Raw genomic sequence first — 17,895 nt, forward strand, 5'->3', positions numbered from 1 at the left:
TTATGTTAATTATTTTAAGATTTACAAATCGAAAAAGAATTGCAAAAAAATATATTAAAGTGCTATTTGTCAATCAAATAAATCTCCTTACATTTGCACTCCTTTTTTAAGGAAAACAAATATTATTAATTGAACAAAAACTAATAGTGTAATTATGAACACATTAAGTTACAAAACAGTATCAGCAAACGCAGCTACCGTAAACAAGGAGTGGGTTTTAGTTGATGCGGACGGGCAAACGTTGGGTCGTCTAGCTTCTAAAGTAGCTAAGCTAATTAGAGGTAAATACAAACCAAACTATACTCCTCACGTAGATTGTGGAGATAACGTGGTTATTATCAACGCAGAAAAAATTGTACTAACTGGAAACAAGATGAGAGACAAGTCTTACATTCGTCACACAGGATATCCAGGTGGTCAAAGATCGTTAACTGCAACAGAAATGTTCGAGAAAGATCCTACAAGATTAATCGAGAAAGCAGTAAAAGGAATGTTACCTAAAAATACATTAGGTAGTGCTTTATACAGAAACTTGTATGTATATGCAGGTGGTGAGCACAAACACGCAGGTCAAGAACCTAAAGCTATTAACCTTAACGATTACAAATAATGGATATAGTACACAAAATCGGTAGAAGAAAAACAGCTGTTGCTCGTATTTATCTTTCAGAAGGTAAAGGTAACATCACTGTAAATAAAAAAGACTATAAAAGTTACTTTACTACAGGTACTTTACAGTATAAAGTTCAACAACCTTTAATGTTAACAGAAAACTTAGAATCTTACGATATTAAGGTTAATGTTTATGGTGGTGGAGTTACTGGACAAGCTGAAGCTATTCGTTTAGCAATTACAAGAGCTTTAGTTTCTATTAACGAAGATCATAGAGCTGTCTTAAAACCAGAAGGATTATTAACGAGAGACCCAAGAATGGTTGAACGTAAGAAATTTGGTCAGAAGAAAGCACGTAAAAAATTCCAATTCTCGAAACGTTAATATTTTTGCAGAATTTATTCTGCAAGGTATTTTCTTTGAGAACTGTTATTATTACAATTATTTAAATATAAACAGTTTAGTATCTAAATAATTAAGACTCGAAAGACTACTTAGTTATTGATTTCAAAACAGAAAGTAAACACATTTTAAAAGATGGCAAACATAAACATTCAAGAATTACTAGATAGTGGTGTTCATTTTGGACACTTAACTAGAAAATGGAACCCTAACATGGCTCCTTATATTTATACAGAAAGAAATGGTGTACACATCATTGATTTGTATAAAACTGCAGCTAAAATAGAAGAGACTTCAGAAGCTTTAAAAAAGATTGCTAACTCTGGACGTAAAATTTTATTTGTTGCTACAAAAAAGCAAGCAAAAGATATCGTTGCTGAAAAAGCAAAAGCAGTAAACATGCCTTACATCACAGAAAGATGGCCAGGTGGTATGTTAACTAACTTTGTTACTATTAGAAAAGCTGTTAAGAAAATGGCTTCTATTGATAGAATGAAGCAAGATGGTTCTTTTGATGCATTATCAAAAAGAGAAAAATTACAAATTAATCGTCAAAGAGAAAAATTAGAAAAGAATTTAGGTTCTATCTCTGATATGACTCGTTTACCTGGTGCTTTATTTGTAATCGATATTAAAAAAGAACACATTGCTGTAGCAGAAGCTCAAAAATTAAATATTCCAATTTTTGCAATGGTAGATACAAACTCTGATCCAAGATTAGTAGATTATGTAATTCCTGCCAATGACGATGCTTCTAAATCTATTGATAAAGTTTTAGGTTTTGTAACTGATGCAATTGCTGAAGGATTATCTGAAAGAAAAGCAGACAAAGAAAAAGGTAAAGAAACTAAAGCTCCTAAAAAAGAAAAAGCACCTGCAAAGGAAGCTGTAAAAGCTGAGAAGCCTAATTTAGAAGAAGCCGTAGTAAATACAACAGAAGGAACAACAACAGCTAAAGAAGCGAAAGCTGAAGAAAAAGCTGAAGAAAAAAAATAAGTTTAACTTTTAAATTATAACATAACATGGGAACAGTAAAAGTAAGTGCTGCTGATGTTAAAAAATTAAGAGAAGCTACTGGAGCTGGAATGATGGACTGTAAAAAGGCATTAGTTGAAGCAGGTGGTGATTTTGATCAAGCAATTGACGTTTTACGTAAGAAAGGACAGAAAATTGCAGCAAAAAGAGCTGATAGAGAATCTACAGAAGGAGTTGCTGTTACAAGAATAAACGATGACAAAACAGAAGGTGTTGCCATTGTTTTAGCTTGTGAAACTGACTTTGTTGGTAAAAACGAAAAATTTGTTGCTTTAGGAGGTGAATTCGCAGATATCGCTCTAAACTATGACAACAAAGAAGATTTCTTAGCTGCTGATTTTGGTGGTATGACTGTTGCTGATAAATTAGTTGAACAAACTGGTGTAATTGGTGAAAAATTAGAAATTACTGCTTTTGAAAAAGTTAAAGCTGCTTATGTTGGTGCTTATACTCACATTGGTAAAATTGCTGCTTTAGTAGGTTTATCTGCTGTTGTAGATAATGCTGAAACTTTAGCAAAAGACGTTGCTATGCAAGTAGCATCTATGGGAGCAACAACTTTATCTTACAAAGATTTTGATCCTGCGTATGTAGCTGCTGAAACAGAAGCTAGAATTGCAGTTATTGAAAAAGATAATATTGAATTAGGTAGATTAGGTAAAACATTAAAAAATGTACCTCAATTTATTTCTAGATCTCAATTAACTCCTGAAGTTTTAGCACAAGCTGAAGCTGATGCAAAAGCACAATTAGCTGCTGAAGGAAAACCAGAGCAAATTTGGGATAGAATTTTACCAGGAAAAATGGAAAGATTCGTTGCTGATAATACTACTTTAGATATGGAGCAGTGTTTATTAGACCAAACTTTTATTAAAGATGAAAAGAAAAATGTTGCTGACTACGTAAACACGTATGGTGATGTTGAAATATCATCTTTTAAAAGAGTAACTTTAGGATAGATTCTATTTTAAAATACAAATAAAAAAACCTCGCAATTTGCGAGGTTTTTTGTTTTTCTACTTGCCATTATTCTTTCTCTAAAAGCAATACTATTTTATTAAAATCGGCAGCGCTATTAATAACCTTTCTATATTCTTCATAAATATCTACTGCAACTATATTCGTTCTATAATGTTCATCTGCAGTAATTTTAAGAACGTTGCCTTCTATAGAATAATAAGACTTGAAAGAAAATAACTCTTTGCCCTTTAAATTATAAACGTTGCTAATGTTTATTTCATCCAAATTCGTAATCTTATACCCTTCAGGAATTTTTATATTGATTGTTCTAAAATAACTTCTTTGAAACTCATTCTCTAAAGGAAGTACTCTTTTCTTTTCTTGATATAACTGCATTTGTGCACCAATTAATTTACCTAGTTTAAAAAGATATTTTCTTCCTGCTTTTTCTACAAAATCATTACTTGAAAAATCTGATATAAAAGTTATAGGTTTTACACCAAATAAATTAGGCGAGTCATTTATCATTTCACTTTTTGAGATTTCTATGTTCTCACTGATATTTTCAAAAATTCCGTCAATTAATTCTTGCCTTTTTTCACCTATAATTAAATTAGTAAATGGTTGTATGTTCATGGCATAATAGCCATTAAAAGCCCTTTCAAAGTGAATATTGTTAGTTGTTAAATCTTCCTCATCGAAACTAACATCCACAACCATAGTATCAAAATTCATGGCTGCTTTTACAGGCTTAATATATTTGATTTTACCAAGGGCAGATTTAAAATCACCTACAGTAACCTCTTTAATAAACAACCCATAGTTATCTGTATAAAAAGGAGCTGGAAAGCCATATCTAGTATTGTTGGCATTTGGAGAAAGGTACTTTTTGTATTTTGGAAAGTAGATTAAAAACTCGGTTAGAAAATTATTAGCTTCAAACTTTCTATCAAACTTTAACTCTTTTCGATTACTCGTTAAAACGAGTTCGTGTTTTATATTTAAACTTCTTAATAAAGCTAAATACAACTTTAGCACTCCTGTTTCATTGGCTACTTTTTTATTTAATACTTCATCTAAATTTTCTAAATCCTCACTATAAATGTCTGATGAGTAAACATTCGATTTTATAAAGTTATCAATAACCCTTATTTTTTGTTCTTTTTCTGTAGTGCTAGAAATGTTTAATTCTTTTAAAAACGAGTTAATTGCCTGTACTGTGTTTTTAGAATAATCTTTGTAATAATAGTCGTACAGATTTTGTGAAACCTTATCATAAGAAACAATATTACTGCTATTATTAGCGGTGTTTTTATCTAATTTATAGATTAAGGAACCTCTAGAAGCATTATATGCAGACATATATTCGTTTTCTAGTTTATCAATTTTAGGAATTCTTAGCTTGTAATGATTCTTATTGACATTTGTTGTGTCTTCAGTAATACTAGGTACCCCATTATACGTTTTTATATCAAAAATTAAATTGTTAGGTGAAAATAAATCAAATTGAACATTACTTTTAGGGTATGATGCTTGTACAGTAATTCTTTTACCCATATATAATGGGCTTCTTTTAACCACATATAAAAACTCAATAAAACTACCTTTTGTGATACCTTCAAATGCAAAGTATTTGTATGTTCTGCCTGACTCTTCATCTTCTGCAGTAAGTATCTTAGATTCATCTAATTCTATTATTTTACCTTTTACATCTATAACCCTAGCTTTATTTATTTGAAGTTCAGAATCTGACGAAAATGGCAAATAAATTTTATTATAGTCTTCTATAACATCATCTGAATTTAACCAAAGTACTTTGTGTTCTAAAAAATATTCCACAAAATTATCTCCATCATAAAAAAATTCTGTTACTAATTTCTCTTTTAAAGAAACCATATTTTCCTCTGACTCATCTACTTTATAATTCGGACTTTTTTCCCAATCATAACTTTTATAAAAGGGTTCATTTTGACCGATACTAAATTGTGCAATAACTATAAATAGGGTTAGTAATAATTTTCTTTTCATGCTACTTATTTCTTTTTTAAAACAATTATTTCTTTGTAGAATTTTTCTATTTTTTTAATTAGATCGTTAACGGTTTTCTGATCTTCTAATTTTAGTACTAAGTAATCTTGTGTGAATTTTTGCTGATAAACTACTGTGTTATTTATTATTTCGTAATTTATTTCACACACTAACAAATCATTTTTAAAGGTTTTTGATTCTGGTATATAGTCCACTGCATAACCTTTGGGAATTTCTAAGGTAGTTTTAGCTTGATACAACCTCTTATAATCATATTCTAAAGGGCGCTTTCTGTTTTTCTTAACCTTATAATCTGAAGCATATTGATTTAAGTTAAGGTTGATATAAATTTCGTCTCCTAATTTTTTTGCATAATTTTCAATTTTAAAATCATAGGTAATACTAAACGCTTCATCATAGTCATATTTATTGATCTCTTTGTAATCTGTAATAAGAAATTTATTATTACCTTTTTTAAGATTTAAATTGTAAAACTCTTTAATTTTAGCATTGGTGTTCAAATTTTCCAACTTATTGTAAATATCTATTTTAGGATAACCTCTTAGTGTTGTTGTGCTTTCACCTATTAATTGACCATTTATTAACTGTAGTTTAGTATCAACTGAAATAATATTTTCCTTTGCTTCTATAATTGGTACGTTTACAATCTTAAAATCGTTTTTATAAGATACTAAAGCTTCCTTACCTTGAATAAATGAAGTAGGTAAACCCATTTTAATATATCTACCTGTAGCATCTAAAAAGTAATTTTTACCTTCAAAATTGTAGGTTAAAATCATATGATTATCTACAACCGGAGTTGGCACTTGCTCATAAGTATATGGAATGCTTCTTGTACCAATCCAAGTTAAATTACCATCTAAACCTGCAATTTCTAGCATTTTATAAAGAATACTAGAGTTATCTTTACAATCACCATATTTTTTTCTAAAAACATCATTAGATTCTCTTGGTATAAAACCTCCCAAAGCATATTCAAAAGCGATATATTTTATGTTTTTCTGGGTCCAATAATAAATGGCTTTCACCTTCTCTAAATCTGTCTTCTTGTCTTTTGTAAGCTCTTTTACTAAAGCAATTAATTCAGGGCTTGAATCATCTTTATTAATATCTTTAACTAACGAATAATACCAGCCATATAAATCTTTTACATCGCCTAAAATAGAAATAGTTTTATCTTCTAACTCTACTGTAGTAATCAGTGGAACAATATGTGGTAAAAAGTTTTTAAAACTAGGAGCATCATTTTCAAAATCGTAATCTTTGGTATTTCTTATTTCCCAAAGATGCTCTGTAGTTTTTCGTCTTTTCTTAGTTGAATAAGTTAAATCAACCTTGTCTGTGTAAAACTTCTTAAAGTCTAAACCTATATTATTATCTACAATAATTTTAATTTTATTATTAATGATAGCAAAATAATCAGCTAGGTAAAATGTACTTAAGAAACGTGGGTTTTTTACTATTTGAGTATACGTTAGTTTTGTTTTAGACCCTTTTTTTAAATTAGGATATATAAAATTTAATGTTTTAGAATCATCATAAAACGAATCATCTAATTCATCTTTCTCTATGAAATTAGTAACCTCGATTTCTGAATATTTACCATTATTATAGTTAAAAGAAGAAGCTTCTATATTCTCTAACTCGAAAAAAGATGAGAAGCTCAACCTGTTTTTAGAGTTATAGGTTGCAGATTCATTTAAAAATAAATCTTCTTCTAGAATGTTTTGTTTAATGGAGATTTTTCCATCATTTTCCTCTATTCTTATTTCTATATTTTGCTGTAATCTAACTCTATTAGCTTCTGGATAAACGTTGCTATACTTTACAAATTCTTCTGAATATTGGGCGTTAAGATTTAGCGTTGATATAACTAGTAAAAAGAATACATTATAACTCTTTAACCTTAAAAACCTCTCCATTCAAAAATTCTTTTTGTGCTGTTAATTTTCCCTTTTCATCAAAATATTTTCCAAGACCATGTAATTCATCATTGATATAGTTAAGCTCTTTTTTTAATTTTCCACTCTCAAAATAACTTAAAAATCTACCGTTTTTCTGATCTAATAAATAATTAATACTCAACCTTTTGTTTCCATTTGAGTAATAGTAATTAGCCTCACCATTTTTTAAATCGTTTTTATAAAACAATTCACTCTCGACTTTTCCATTTGAATGATAGGATTTATATTCATTTACTGTTTCACCATTCACATATTCCATTATTATTGAAGGCTTACCAGATTTATAGAACGCTTTAATTTTAGCAGTTTCATTTTTAATTTTAATTAAAGGCATTTCTTTACCATTTTTATCTAAATAGCTATAGCCAACCAATACACCATGATTATAAAATCGTATTAATTGTAGTTCTCCAAACTCATCATATAAAATTTTCTTTCCATGTTTTTTACCATTAGCATAGTCTGTAGAAACTTCTAGTTTACCATCTTTATAATAGTTCATATCTGTACCTACCTCGAAACCATTTTCGTAATTATAGACAGCTTCTAATTTACTAGTTTTATAATATCTGGTAGTTTTATTATCGACCTCTCCCAGTAGAAAATGAGAGGTACTTTCTATAGTGCCATCATCATAATACCAGGTCCAAAGACCATGTTGTTTGCCATTGATATAACCACCAGAAGTTCTTTTATTACCACTAAAATAGTAGTAAGCATAGTTACCATGTTTTAACCCATTTAAATAGTCTACTTCCGTTTTTACTTTTCCATTATAATGCATTAACTGAACTTGAAAAGTATTTTCTTTTGGTTGATAATTTATAGTTTGAGTTACTTTACCCTTTGAATCGTAAATAATATCAGAAACTATGTCACCAAAGTTATAGGTGGTTCTTGAAATATGATTACCTGCAACATCAAAATTATCTTGATTGCCATGAATTTGACCCTTATGAAAAAAGTTTATTGATTCTAGTGTACCATTTTTATAATAATACCTCCACTCACCATGAGCCAAATTATTTTTGTACCATCCTTGAGATCTCATTTGATTATTTAAATGATAATCTACATAATACCCCTCTAAAAGGTCTTCTTTATAAGTACTCTCAGATTCAATAATTCCGCTTTTATAATAAGTAAAATAAGTCCCATTTGTTTTATTTTCTTTAAATGTTCCTTTACCATTTAAAACTCCATTATTATCATAGAATTTCCATTCACCCATTTTACCTCCTGAGATGTCATATAAACCTTCTGATATTTTATTGCCAATTGCTGAATAGCCTTCATAATAAAACTCTCCACCTTTCTTTCTTCCTTGTTTTATAAGACTACCTTCTTTATCAAAAAATGAATAGGCAATTAATTCTCCTCTTCTATATTGATATGTATAATGTAATTTACCATCTGTATCATAGAATTTATAAATATCATCTAATTCACCCTTATTATATTTAAATTCACTCTGCAACTGACCATCGAAATAATAGGTTTTCCAATCTCCATCATAAAAACCTTCTACACTTTGACCAACTTCACTTATTTGCCCATTTGTATAATAAGATTTATAAGGGCCACTTAATTGCCCATTTGAATAAGAAATTTCTGATGAAATTTTATTATCATAATAATAGCGTTTTACAACACCATTTAGTTCTCCATTTAAATAATTAGAAATCTCATACAAATCTTTGTTGGCATAAAATTCTTGAACCTCGCCTTCAATTAAGCCATTCTTATAAGGAACTATAAATTCTAAAATTTCTTCTCCAACAGGAAAGTAAGATTTATAAACACCTTCTAACTCACCATTTTTAAAATACTTTCTTTGAATTAAAGCACCTTTATCATTAAAATATTCGTATTCACCCTCTAATGCATTATTCTTAAAATTGGCGTTTATATATTTTCTTCCATTTTCATAAAACATAAAGTTTTCTCCTTCTAAATTTCCATTAACATATGAAGCTGTTTCCTTTACATTATTCTTATAGTTGAACCAAACCCAATCTCCTTGTTTTTTCTCTTCATTGTTAAACTGCCCTTTAGCAATAATTTTACCAGATTCATTAAAAAACTGCCAACTACCTACAGAAACACCATTAATTTTTTCACCAATTGCATTGACTGTATTGTTACTATATTCATAATACACTTCTTGCTCCTTACCATTAAATTTTATGGTGTTTTTAGCTACTAAATCTATCCACTTAGTTTGAAAAGCAGGCAAAAACTCTTTAATTTTCTTAATATTTTTTTCAACTATTTTCTTGTATTCTTCATTCTCTATAGAATATACCAAAGTGTAAATAAATTCATTAAAGTAATTGTTTTTAGAAACCCAATTGTACATTGGCACATACTTCTCTGTCCAGAAATTATCCTCCCCCTCAAAATCTTTTAACTTTTCTAACAAGGCATGATTTTGTTTGGTTAAGGCAATATTAATTGGATTTCCAGTTTCATATTTATCATTCATTGCTATTTTGCTAGAAAGCACCAAATCAATTTCATCATATGAATCATCTGAATCACTTAATTCTATGTCTTCATCTCTAACATTTGAATTCTCTGAAACCACTACATTGTTCAAAGATTTTAAAACACCAAAGGCACCATTTGCATCTGGTTCTAGAAGTAAATACATATTAAAACACATTAAAGCTTGTGTTAATCTTTCTTGTTTGTAATATATATTTCCTATCTGTAGATGTGGTTTTCTATTTAAAGGGTTTATGATGATACTTTTCTTGTAAGATTCCACAGCATCATTTAAGTTACCTTGAGTTTCTAAAACAACTCCTTTATTAAAATTTAAAAGGAAATTATTCGGATACATCTTTAAACCTTCATTGTATGCATTAATAGCTTCATCATACTTTTCTAAGTTTGTTAAGGCTACACCCTTGTTTACATAAAAAAAGACTTTTGAATGATTATGATTATCATTAATACCTTTATTTGTTACTTCAATTGCTTCTTTATTCTTTTTTAACTGTAATAGATAGTAAGATTTCGAAGTTAATAAGGTGTAATAAATAGAGTCGTTTTCATTAATTCTATTGATTAACTCTAGTATTTTTTCATAATTTCCTTCAGAAGAACTTTGAGATATTTCTTCTTTAATTTGATCATAATCTACGAAGGCAATTTTTTCTTGTGCATAACTGAAACTAGTTATAACAACTAATAGGAGGAGTATTCTTTTCATTTTTCTAAAATAAAAAAAAGAGAATAAAAACAGCCTTTAATGCCATATTTATTCTCTTTAATTTTACTTTTTGCAATCCTTAAGAAGATAACTCACTAATTATCAATTAGTACAATATTCTACTCATTTTCCAGTTTCCAACTATTGTAACCTCCTAAGACATTAACAACAGTAAAGCCTTTCGCTTTTAAAAGTTTTGATGCTTTAAGACTTCTATTCCCAGATCTGCAATACAGATAAATTGGTCTTTGAGAATCAAACTTGTTTGTAACTTGTGCTGCAAAATCATCATCAAAATAATTAGCAAATTTGGCAGTTTTTATAGCTCCTTGCTTTATTTCTTCTGGAGTTCTAACATCTAAAAGCTGAATAGAATCTTTCGCTAACAACACCTTTAATTCCTTTGTAGAAATTGACGATGTTGTTTCTTGATTACTACAACTTATAAAGAGTAAACCACATAATAAAAACCTAAAAATAGCTTTCATTTTATTTTAATGTTGATGGGCAAACTGCAGCAGTTCTGTCAATATCTGTTTTTTTAATAGCTCCATAACCACCTGCAACATCAACAACATTATGAAAACCTCTTGCTTTTAGAATTGAAGCTGCAATTACAGATCTGTAACCACCTGCACAATGAATGTAAAATTTGTCCTTTTTAGGAAATTCAGTAATGTGATCGTTTAAAAAATCTAAAGGTGTACTTTCAGCAACTTTTATATGTTCACTTGCATATTCACCCGGTTTTCTAACATCAAAAACAGGTTCATTATTTTCAATTTTATCAGACAAAGTCTCTGCAGATATTGATTCTAAAGTATCAATTTCGTTACCTGCTTTTTGCCAAGTTTCGAAACTACCATCTAAATAACCAAGAACATTATCAAAACCAACTCTAGATAATCTTGTAATTACTTCTTCTTCTCTACCTTCTGGAGAAACTAATAATATAGGCTGATTTATATCTTTAATTAAGGCTCCAACCCAAGGTGCAAATCCACCATCGATACCAATAAATATAGATTGTGGAATAAAACCTTTTATAAACTCAGTTTGATGACGAACATCTAAAATAATTGCTCCAGTTTCGTTTGCAATAAATTCAAATTCTTTAGCAGATAAGGGCTTTGTAGACGTTTCTATAACATCATCTATATCTTTGTAACCTTCTTTATTTAGTTTTACATTTAATGGAAAATAAGCTGGAGGAGGCAATAAACCATCTGTAACTTCTTTAATAAATTCTTCTTTGGTCATATCTGCTCTTAGAGCATAATTGGTTTCTTTTTGATTACCAATTGTACCAACAGTTTCTTTACTTAGGTTTTTACCACAAGCAGAACCAGCTCCATGTGCAGGATACACAATTACATCATCTGCCAAAGTCATTACTTTAGTTCTTAAACTATCATATAAAAATCCTGCTAAATCTGCTTCTGTAATATCGCCTTTTTGTGCTAAATCTGGCCTACCAACATCACCTAAAAATAAAGTGTCACCACTAAAAATTGCATGATCTTTACCCTCTTTATCTTTTAAAAGATAACAAGTACTTTCCATAGTATGACCTGGAGTATGTAAAGCTGTGATTGTAATATCACCCAGTTGAAAAACTTGATTGTCTTCTGCAATTATAGCATCGAAGTTTGTTTTTGCAGTTGGCCCATAAACAATTTTTGCTCCTGTTTTTTCTGCTAAAGTTACATGGCCACTTACAAAATCTGCATGGAAATGAGTTTCAAAAATATATTTAATTTTAGCGTTGTCTGATTGCGCTTTGTCTATATAGTTTTGAACTTCTCTTAATGGATCTATAATAGCTACTTCACCATTACTTTCTATATAATATGCACCTTGTGCAAGGCATCCTGTATAAATTTGTTCTATTTTCATCTTTTACGATTATTTAGTTATTACTCTTTGGATGATATTAAGGTTCATCCTTTATTTTTATTTGTATGATTGATGTATGTATTTAGCAAATTTCTCTTGATGTTTACGATCGCCAGTTTTGTAAAATTTTACAGCTTGATTCGCACGCATAAAAAAGTGATTGATGTCTATAATATTTAATATTCCGCATTTGAATAAGTCATCTCTTACAGGTCCTTTCACTCCTGCAAAATAGAATTTCACATCCTTTTTCTGATAAAAACGAATTCGTTCTTTTAGCATTTCTACACCTGTACTGTCTACTCTATTTATACTTTCTGCATCCAACACAATTAGTTTTAAAGCATCGCCTTTCTTGGCAGCCATATCATCTAAATTGTCTCTAAAATAGCTTGAATTGGCATAGAATAATTGGGCATCAAATCTGAATATTAAAATATCATCTTCAATAATTACTTCCTCAAACCTGTTTTTATTTCTGTAGAAATTAGAATTTGGTACTTTTCCTAATTCAGTTACATAAGGCTTAGAGGTTCTATAAATTAGAATGATAAGAGACAAACCTACACCAACTACAATACCATATTCAATACCTAATAATAGCGTTGCTAGAAAGGTAGACATCATTAACCAAAAATCTAATTTGTTAGCATTCCATAAATAGGATGCTTCTTTAAAATTGATTAAGTTGAACACTGCTACTATGATGATTGCAGCCAAAACTGTTTTTGGCAAAAAGTAAAATAAAGGTGTTAAAAACAGCAAAGTAATAACTACCATTACCACAGAAATTAAAGCTGCCATTCCTGTTTTTGCACCACTCTCTTGATTAATTGCAGATCTCGAAAAACTAGATGTTGATGGATATGCTTTAAAAAATGAACCTGCTATATTACTTAAACCTAATGCAATTAATTCTTGATTTGGTCTTATTCTATACTCATCTTGTTTTGCCTCTAATGATTTACCTATAGAAATTGTTTCTAAAAAGCCAACCATAACCAATGTTAACGCTATTGGTAATAGTTCTTTAATTTGATCTATTTCAAATTCAGGCATTCCAAAAATTGGCAAACCTGATGGAATTTCTTTTACAATTGCAACATCATTAAATGATTGCCCAAAGAATTTCATGGTTAAAATTCCAAGTACTACCACTATTAATGCATTCGGAATTTTCTTATTAATTCTTCTAAAAATGATAATAGTTATTACAGATAATAAACCAATAATAGTAGTATGAGCATTATAGGTTGAAAATTGCTCCCAAATATCAATTATTATATATTGAATTTGATCACTTTGAAAAAAGTCAACTCCAAATAAATTTCTAAACTGATTTAAACCAATGATTAAAGCAACAGCTGATGTAAAACCTGTTATTACAGGCTTTGATAGGAAATTAACTATAAACCCAAGGCTAAAAATACCTAAGATAAATTGAATAGTACCTACCATTAGTGCCAGCAAAATTGCTATTGAAATGTAACTTTCAGAACCTGCTAAAGCCAAAGTAGAAACACCTGTTGCAACAATTAAAGAATCCATAGCAACTGGCCCAATTGCTACTTGTCTAGATGAACCAAAAATAGCGTACATAACTTGAGGAACAAGTGCACAATACAAACCATAAATTGGTGGTAAACCAGCAATTAAAGCGTATGCTATTCCTTGAGGAATTAGTATAATACCTACAGTAATACCTGCTACTAAATCACCTTTAAAAAGCGATGTATTGTAATTGGGTAACCATTCTAAAATTGGTATTATCTTCTTAATATTCATTATTGTAAATTACTTATAGCAATTATTTAAAATAACTCTCCTTGATTTCTGCCTTTTGTTCTTCCCAAATGTTTGTAGGCTAATTCTGTAACCTCTCTTCCTCTTGGGGTTCTCATTATAAAACCTTGTTGAATTAAAAAGGGTTCGTACACTTCTTCTATGGTTTCTGTATTTTCGGAAACAGCAGTGGCAATTGTACTAATACCTACAGGACCACCTTTAAATTTATCTATGATGGTAGCTAATATTTTATTATCCATTTCATCCAATCCATGAGCATCTACATGCAGTGCTTTCAAGGCATATTTTGCAATTTCTATAGTAATTTTTCCATCACCTTTAATCTGGGCAAAATCTCTAACTCTTCTTAACAATGCATTTGCAATTCTTGGTGTTCCTCTACTTCTACCTGCAATTTCAACTGCAGCTTCCATAGATATTGGCACTTGCAAAATTGATGCACTTCTTTGAATAATTGTGGTTAATAGTTCTGTGGAATAATAATGTAGTCTACTACTAATTCCAAAACGTGCTCTCATGGGTGCTGTAAGCAATCCTGAACGAGTTGTAGCACCAATTAAAGTAAATGGTTCTAAATTGATTTGAACTGTTCTTGCATTAGGTCCAGATTCGATCATTATATCAATCTTATAATCTTCCATTGCAGAGTATAAATATTCCTCTACAATTGGACTTAATCTATGGATTTCATCAATAAACAACACATCTCTTTCATCTAAGTTCGTTAACAAGCCTGCCAAGTCTCCTGGCTTGTCTAAAACAGGGCCAGAAGTTACCTTAATGCCAACTTGCAGTTCATTCGCTAAAATGTGCGCTAATGTTGTTTTACCTAAACCTGGAGGACCATGAAACAAAGCATGATCTAATGCTTCTCCTCTTTGGTTTGCAGCCTCAACAAATATTTTTAAATTTTCTAATGCTTGATCTTGTCCTGTAAAATCATCAAATGAAAGTGGACGTAATTTTTTTTCTACATCTAATTCTTCATTAGAATAATGACTGTTTTCAGGATTCAAGTTTTCGTTCATAAAACAAAGATAATGCAAATAAAAAAATCAGTTTGTAAGTTTTGTTACAAAGCAAAAAAGCCTTTCCAAAATTGGAAAGGCTTTTTATAAAATTGTATATAAATTATGATGGCTCTTCACCATCTAACAACGGTGTTGTTTGTGGCACATAATCTTGGCCATGTAAATAATCACTATCATCATCATTGGCATCTACTCTCTTACTGTAGTCATAAGCCCATCTATGAACCTCAGGTAATTTACCTGGCCAGTTTCCATGAATATGTTCTACTGGAGTTGTCCATTCTAATGTATTAGATTTCCAAGGGTTTTGAGTAGCTTTTTCCCCTCTATAAATAGAGATGAAATAATTTGCTAAGAATATAATCTGCGCTGCTCCACCTACTAAGGCAAATATTGTAATAACTACATTGATATCTGCTAAATCGTTAAACATTGGAAACGCCGTGTTTGAATAATATCTTCTTGGTAAACCTGCTAAACCAATAAAGTGCATTGGCCAGAAAACACCATAAGAACAAATAATGGTAATCCAGAAGTGCCAATAACCCATGGTTTTATTCATCATTCTTCCATACATTTTAGGGAACCAATGATAAATACCTGCATACATACCAAATATTGCAGAAACACCCATTACTAAGTGGAAGTGAGCTACAACAAAGTAAGTATCATGAATGTTAATATCTAAAGCTGAATCTCCTAAAACTAATCCTGTTAAACCTCCTGTTACGAACGTTGAAACCAAACCAATAGAGAACAGCATTGCAGGATTTAACTGCAAATTACCTTTCCATAATGTAGTGACGTAATTGAATGCCTTTACTGCAGATGGTATAGCAATTAATAATGTTGTAAATGTAAATACAGATCCTAAGAAAGGATTCATACCTGAGATAAACATATGGTGACCCCAAACAATTGTAGATAAGAATGCAATTGCCATTATTGACATAACCATTGCTCTATATCCAAAAATTGGTTTTCTAGAGTTCGTTGATATAATTTCTGATGTGATACCCAATGCTGGTAATAAAACAATATAAACCTCTGGGTGACCTAAGAACCAAAATAAGTGCTCAAATAATACTGGTGATCCACCTTGATAGTGTAAAACCTCTCCAGATATAAATATGTCTGATAAGTAGAATGATGTTCCAAAGCTTCTATCAAAAACCAATAATAAAGCTGCTGATAATAAAACTGGGAAAGAAACTACACCAATAATAGCTGTAATAAAGAAAGCCCAAATTGTTAAAGGCAATCTTGTCATTTTCATTCCTTTCGTTCTTAAGTTAAGTACAGTAACTATGTAATTTAATGCACCAATTAAAGAAGAAGCAATAAAGATAGCCATAGATACCAACCATAAAGTCATACCAGCTCCTGAACCAGGAATAGCTTGAGGTAAAGCACTTAATGGTGGATAAATTGTCCAACCTGCTGATGCTGGTCCTGCCTCTACAAATAGTGAAATTACCATAATAACACTAGATAAAAAGAATAACCAATAAGACACCATGTTTAAAAATCCTGATGCCATATCTCTAGCCCCAATTTGCAATGGAATTAGTAAGTTAGAAAATGTACCACTTAAACCTGCTGTTAGTACAAAGAATACCATAATAGTACCATGAATTGTTACTAAGGCTAAGTAAATATCTGGACTCATTATTCCATCTGTTTGATGTCTTCCTAAGAAAGCTTCAATAATAGAAAATGATGTATCAGGCCAAGCTAATTGCAAACGAAAAAGCATCGACATTAATACTGCAATGATTCCCATAAACATACCTGTAACAAGGAATTGCTTAGAAATCATTTTATGATCTTGACTAAAAATATATTTTGTTACAAATGTTTCTTTATGATGGTGATCTGACATAATAATATAATTTGTAGTATCTTTTTTATTAATTATTTAATAACTGTTGCTAACGTTGGTTGCTCTGAAATCCAAGCATCATATTCTTCTTGCTCTACAACCGTAATTTTCATTTGCATGCTGTAGTGAGAGGTTCCACAAATTTTATTACATAGTAATAAGTAATCAAATTCGTATAAATCTTCTCCTTTAGCAGTTCTAATTTTGTTAATTCCTTTTACTTTTTCCCTAACTTCAGATTGCATTCTCATTTCTTCTGTAGTATATTTAGGAGTAAAGCCAAACTCAGTTACCATACCTGGAACACAGTTCATCTGAGCTCTAAAGTGTGGCATATAAGCTGAATGAAGTACGTCTTGTGAACGGAACTTGAAATGTACCTTTTTACCTTTTGGTAAATACAATTCTGTAACCTGCTTGTCATCTTGAGAGTTTAAATCAGACATATCTACACCAATTGTGTTGATACCTTTAATGTAGTTTACATTTCCAGTACCTAAAGTATTGTCATCTCCTGCGTAACGTGCATGCCAACCCCATTGATAAGCATAAACTTCAATAACAACTGCTTCGTCATCATCAATGTCCATAACATTGTTCCATTGCCATAATCCATAACCAATTAATACAACCAAGACAACAGCTGGAATAATTGTCCAAATCATCTCTAATTTATGACTATCAGCATAAAACTTTGCCTTATTATTTTTATTACCTCTATACTTAAACGTAAAGAAGAAAATTAAAAATTGCATTATAAATTGTACTATACCAATTAACCAAAAAGTGATATTGAATAATCGATCATCATGTTCTCCTTCAATAGAAGCAGATTCAGGTAACATAATAACATTCATTGCAATTAAACAATAAATCATCATTGCATATAGAAACACCATAAAATAAAGTGCGTTCTTACCTTGTTTAGCATTGTCTTCATCGTTAGCAATAACACCTCTAAAATCTAAAATTCTAGTTATTTGCCAAACACTTACACCTACTGCAACACCTATAAAAATATAAAATAGAGCTAGCATATAT

The 17,895-nt window shown here is 30.2% G+C and carries 13 protein-coding genes; 4 read left to right on the top strand and 9 right to left on the bottom strand.

What is annotated here, in order from left to right:
- Positions 1 to 154: 154 nt before the first annotated feature.
- The 4 genes from rplM (at position 155) to tsf (ending at position 3,008) form a co-directional block, all read left to right on the top strand.
- A complete protein-coding gene (rplM, locus tag V7R38_RS03090) occupies positions 155 to 610 on the top strand; it encodes a 50S ribosomal protein L13 (RefSeq protein WP_015481807.1) in 456 nt (151 codons plus the stop codon).
- Complete coding sequence (gene rpsI / locus V7R38_RS03095; RefSeq protein ID WP_015481806.1) at positions 610 to 996, top strand: 30S ribosomal protein S9; 387 nt, start codon at positions 610 to 612, stop codon at positions 994 to 996. The genes rplM and rpsI overlap by 1 nt, the downstream gene beginning before the upstream one ends.
- Before the next feature lie 153 nt (positions 997 to 1,149).
- Positions 1,150 to 2,010, top strand: coding sequence for a 30S ribosomal protein S2 (gene rpsB / locus V7R38_RS03100; RefSeq protein WP_334056007.1), 861 nt, complete (start codon positions 1,150 to 1,152; stop codon positions 2,008 to 2,010).
- A 26-nt stretch (positions 2,011 to 2,036) separates the two neighbouring features.
- Entirely contained in the window at positions 2,037 to 3,008 is a 972-nt protein-coding gene (gene tsf / locus V7R38_RS03105; RefSeq protein ID WP_015481804.1) for a translation elongation factor Ts, read from the top strand.
- A gap of 67 nt (positions 3,009 to 3,075) precedes the next feature.
- Here the strand turns inward: tsf and V7R38_RS03110 are convergent, their stop codons facing one another.
- The 9 genes from V7R38_RS03110 to V7R38_RS03150 form a co-directional block, all read right to left on the bottom strand.
- Entirely contained in the window at positions 3,076 to 5,037 is a 1,962-nt protein-coding gene (locus V7R38_RS03110) for a DUF3857 domain-containing protein (protein ID WP_334056008.1), read from the bottom strand.
- Positions 5,038 to 5,042: 5 nt separating this feature from the next.
- Positions 5,043 to 6,980: a DUF3857 domain-containing protein gene (locus tag V7R38_RS03115; RefSeq protein ID WP_334056009.1), complete on the bottom strand. Its 1,938-nt coding sequence runs from the start codon at positions 6,978 to 6,980 to the stop codon at positions 5,043 to 5,045.
- Positions 6,949 to 10,239 (bottom strand): tetratricopeptide repeat protein, encoded by a 3,291-nt coding sequence (locus V7R38_RS03120; protein ID WP_334056010.1) that lies wholly within the window; start codon positions 10,237 to 10,239, stop codon positions 6,949 to 6,951. Before V7R38_RS03120 ends, V7R38_RS03115 begins: the two co-directional genes overlap by 32 nt.
- 119 nt (positions 10,240 to 10,358) lie before the next feature.
- Complete coding sequence (locus V7R38_RS03125) at positions 10,359 to 10,727, bottom strand: rhodanese-like domain-containing protein (protein ID WP_334056011.1); 369 nt, start codon at positions 10,725 to 10,727, stop codon at positions 10,359 to 10,361.
- 1 nt (position 10,728) lies between these two features.
- Positions 10,729 to 12,135 carry an MBL fold metallo-hydrolase gene (locus tag V7R38_RS03130; RefSeq protein WP_334056012.1) on the bottom strand — a complete coding sequence of 469 codons (1,407 nt, stop codon included), beginning with the start codon at positions 12,133 to 12,135 and terminating at the stop codon, positions 10,729 to 10,731.
- Positions 12,136 to 12,192: 57 nt separating this feature from the next.
- A complete protein-coding gene (locus tag V7R38_RS03135) occupies positions 12,193 to 13,920 on the bottom strand; it encodes a SulP family inorganic anion transporter (protein WP_334056013.1) in 1,728 nt (575 codons plus the stop codon).
- Between the two features lie 26 nt (positions 13,921 to 13,946).
- Positions 13,947 to 14,969 (bottom strand): Holliday junction branch migration DNA helicase RuvB, encoded by a 1,023-nt coding sequence (gene ruvB, locus V7R38_RS03140; RefSeq protein ID WP_015481797.1) that lies wholly within the window; start codon positions 14,967 to 14,969, stop codon positions 13,947 to 13,949.
- A gap of 103 nt (positions 14,970 to 15,072) precedes the next feature.
- Positions 15,073 to 16,854, bottom strand: coding sequence for a cytochrome c oxidase subunit I (locus V7R38_RS03145; protein ID WP_334056014.1), 1,782 nt, complete (start codon positions 16,852 to 16,854; stop codon positions 15,073 to 15,075).
- A gap of 32 nt (positions 16,855 to 16,886) precedes the next feature.
- Entirely contained in the window at positions 16,887 to 17,891 is a 1,005-nt protein-coding gene (locus V7R38_RS03150; RefSeq protein ID WP_334056015.1) for a cytochrome c oxidase subunit II, read from the bottom strand.
- Positions 17,892 to 17,895: the final 4 nt, after the last annotated feature.

It is taken from the genome of Polaribacter sp. P097 (assembly GCF_036864555.1).
Classification (GTDB): Bacteria; Bacteroidota; Bacteroidia; order Flavobacteriales; family Flavobacteriaceae; genus Polaribacter.

Bases quoted from the DNA above. Each gene is read 5' to 3' on its own strand.
- tsf (WP_015481804.1), top strand. From the start codon at position 2,037: ATGGGAACAGTAAAAGTAAGTGCTGCTGATGTTAAAAAATTAAGAGAA.
- V7R38_RS03145 (WP_334056014.1), bottom strand. From the start codon at position 16,854: ATGTCAGATCACCATCATAAAGAAACATTTGTAACAAAATATATTTTT.
- V7R38_RS03150 (WP_334056015.1), bottom strand. From the start codon at position 17,891: ATGCTAGCTCTATTTTATATTTTTATAGGTGTTGCAGTAGGTGTAAGT.
- V7R38_RS03110 (WP_334056008.1), bottom strand. From the start codon at position 5,037: ATGAAAAGAAAATTATTACTAACCCTATTTATAGTTATTGCACAATTT.
- V7R38_RS03125 (WP_334056011.1), bottom strand. From the start codon at position 10,727: ATGAAAGCTATTTTTAGGTTTTTATTATGTGGTTTACTCTTTATAAGT.
- V7R38_RS03135 (WP_334056013.1), bottom strand. From the start codon at position 13,920: ATGAATATTAAGAAGATAATACCAATTTTAGAATGGTTACCCAATTAC.
- V7R38_RS03130 (WP_334056012.1), bottom strand. From the start codon at position 12,135: ATGAAAATAGAACAAATTTATACAGGATGCCTTGCACAAGGTGCATAT.
- rpsB (WP_334056007.1), top strand. From the start codon at position 1,150: ATGGCAAACATAAACATTCAAGAATTACTAGATAGTGGTGTTCATTTT.
- rplM (WP_015481807.1), top strand. From the start codon at position 155: ATGAACACATTAAGTTACAAAACAGTATCAGCAAACGCAGCTACCGTA.
- ruvB (WP_015481797.1), bottom strand. From the start codon at position 14,969: ATGAACGAAAACTTGAATCCTGAAAACAGTCATTATTCTAATGAAGAA.
- rpsI (WP_015481806.1), top strand. From the start codon at position 610: ATGGATATAGTACACAAAATCGGTAGAAGAAAAACAGCTGTTGCTCGT.
- V7R38_RS03115 (WP_334056009.1), bottom strand. From the start codon at position 6,980: ATGGAGAGGTTTTTAAGGTTAAAGAGTTATAATGTATTCTTTTTACTA.
- V7R38_RS03120 (WP_334056010.1), bottom strand. From the start codon at position 10,239: ATGAAAAGAATACTCCTCCTATTAGTTGTTATAACTAGTTTCAGTTAT.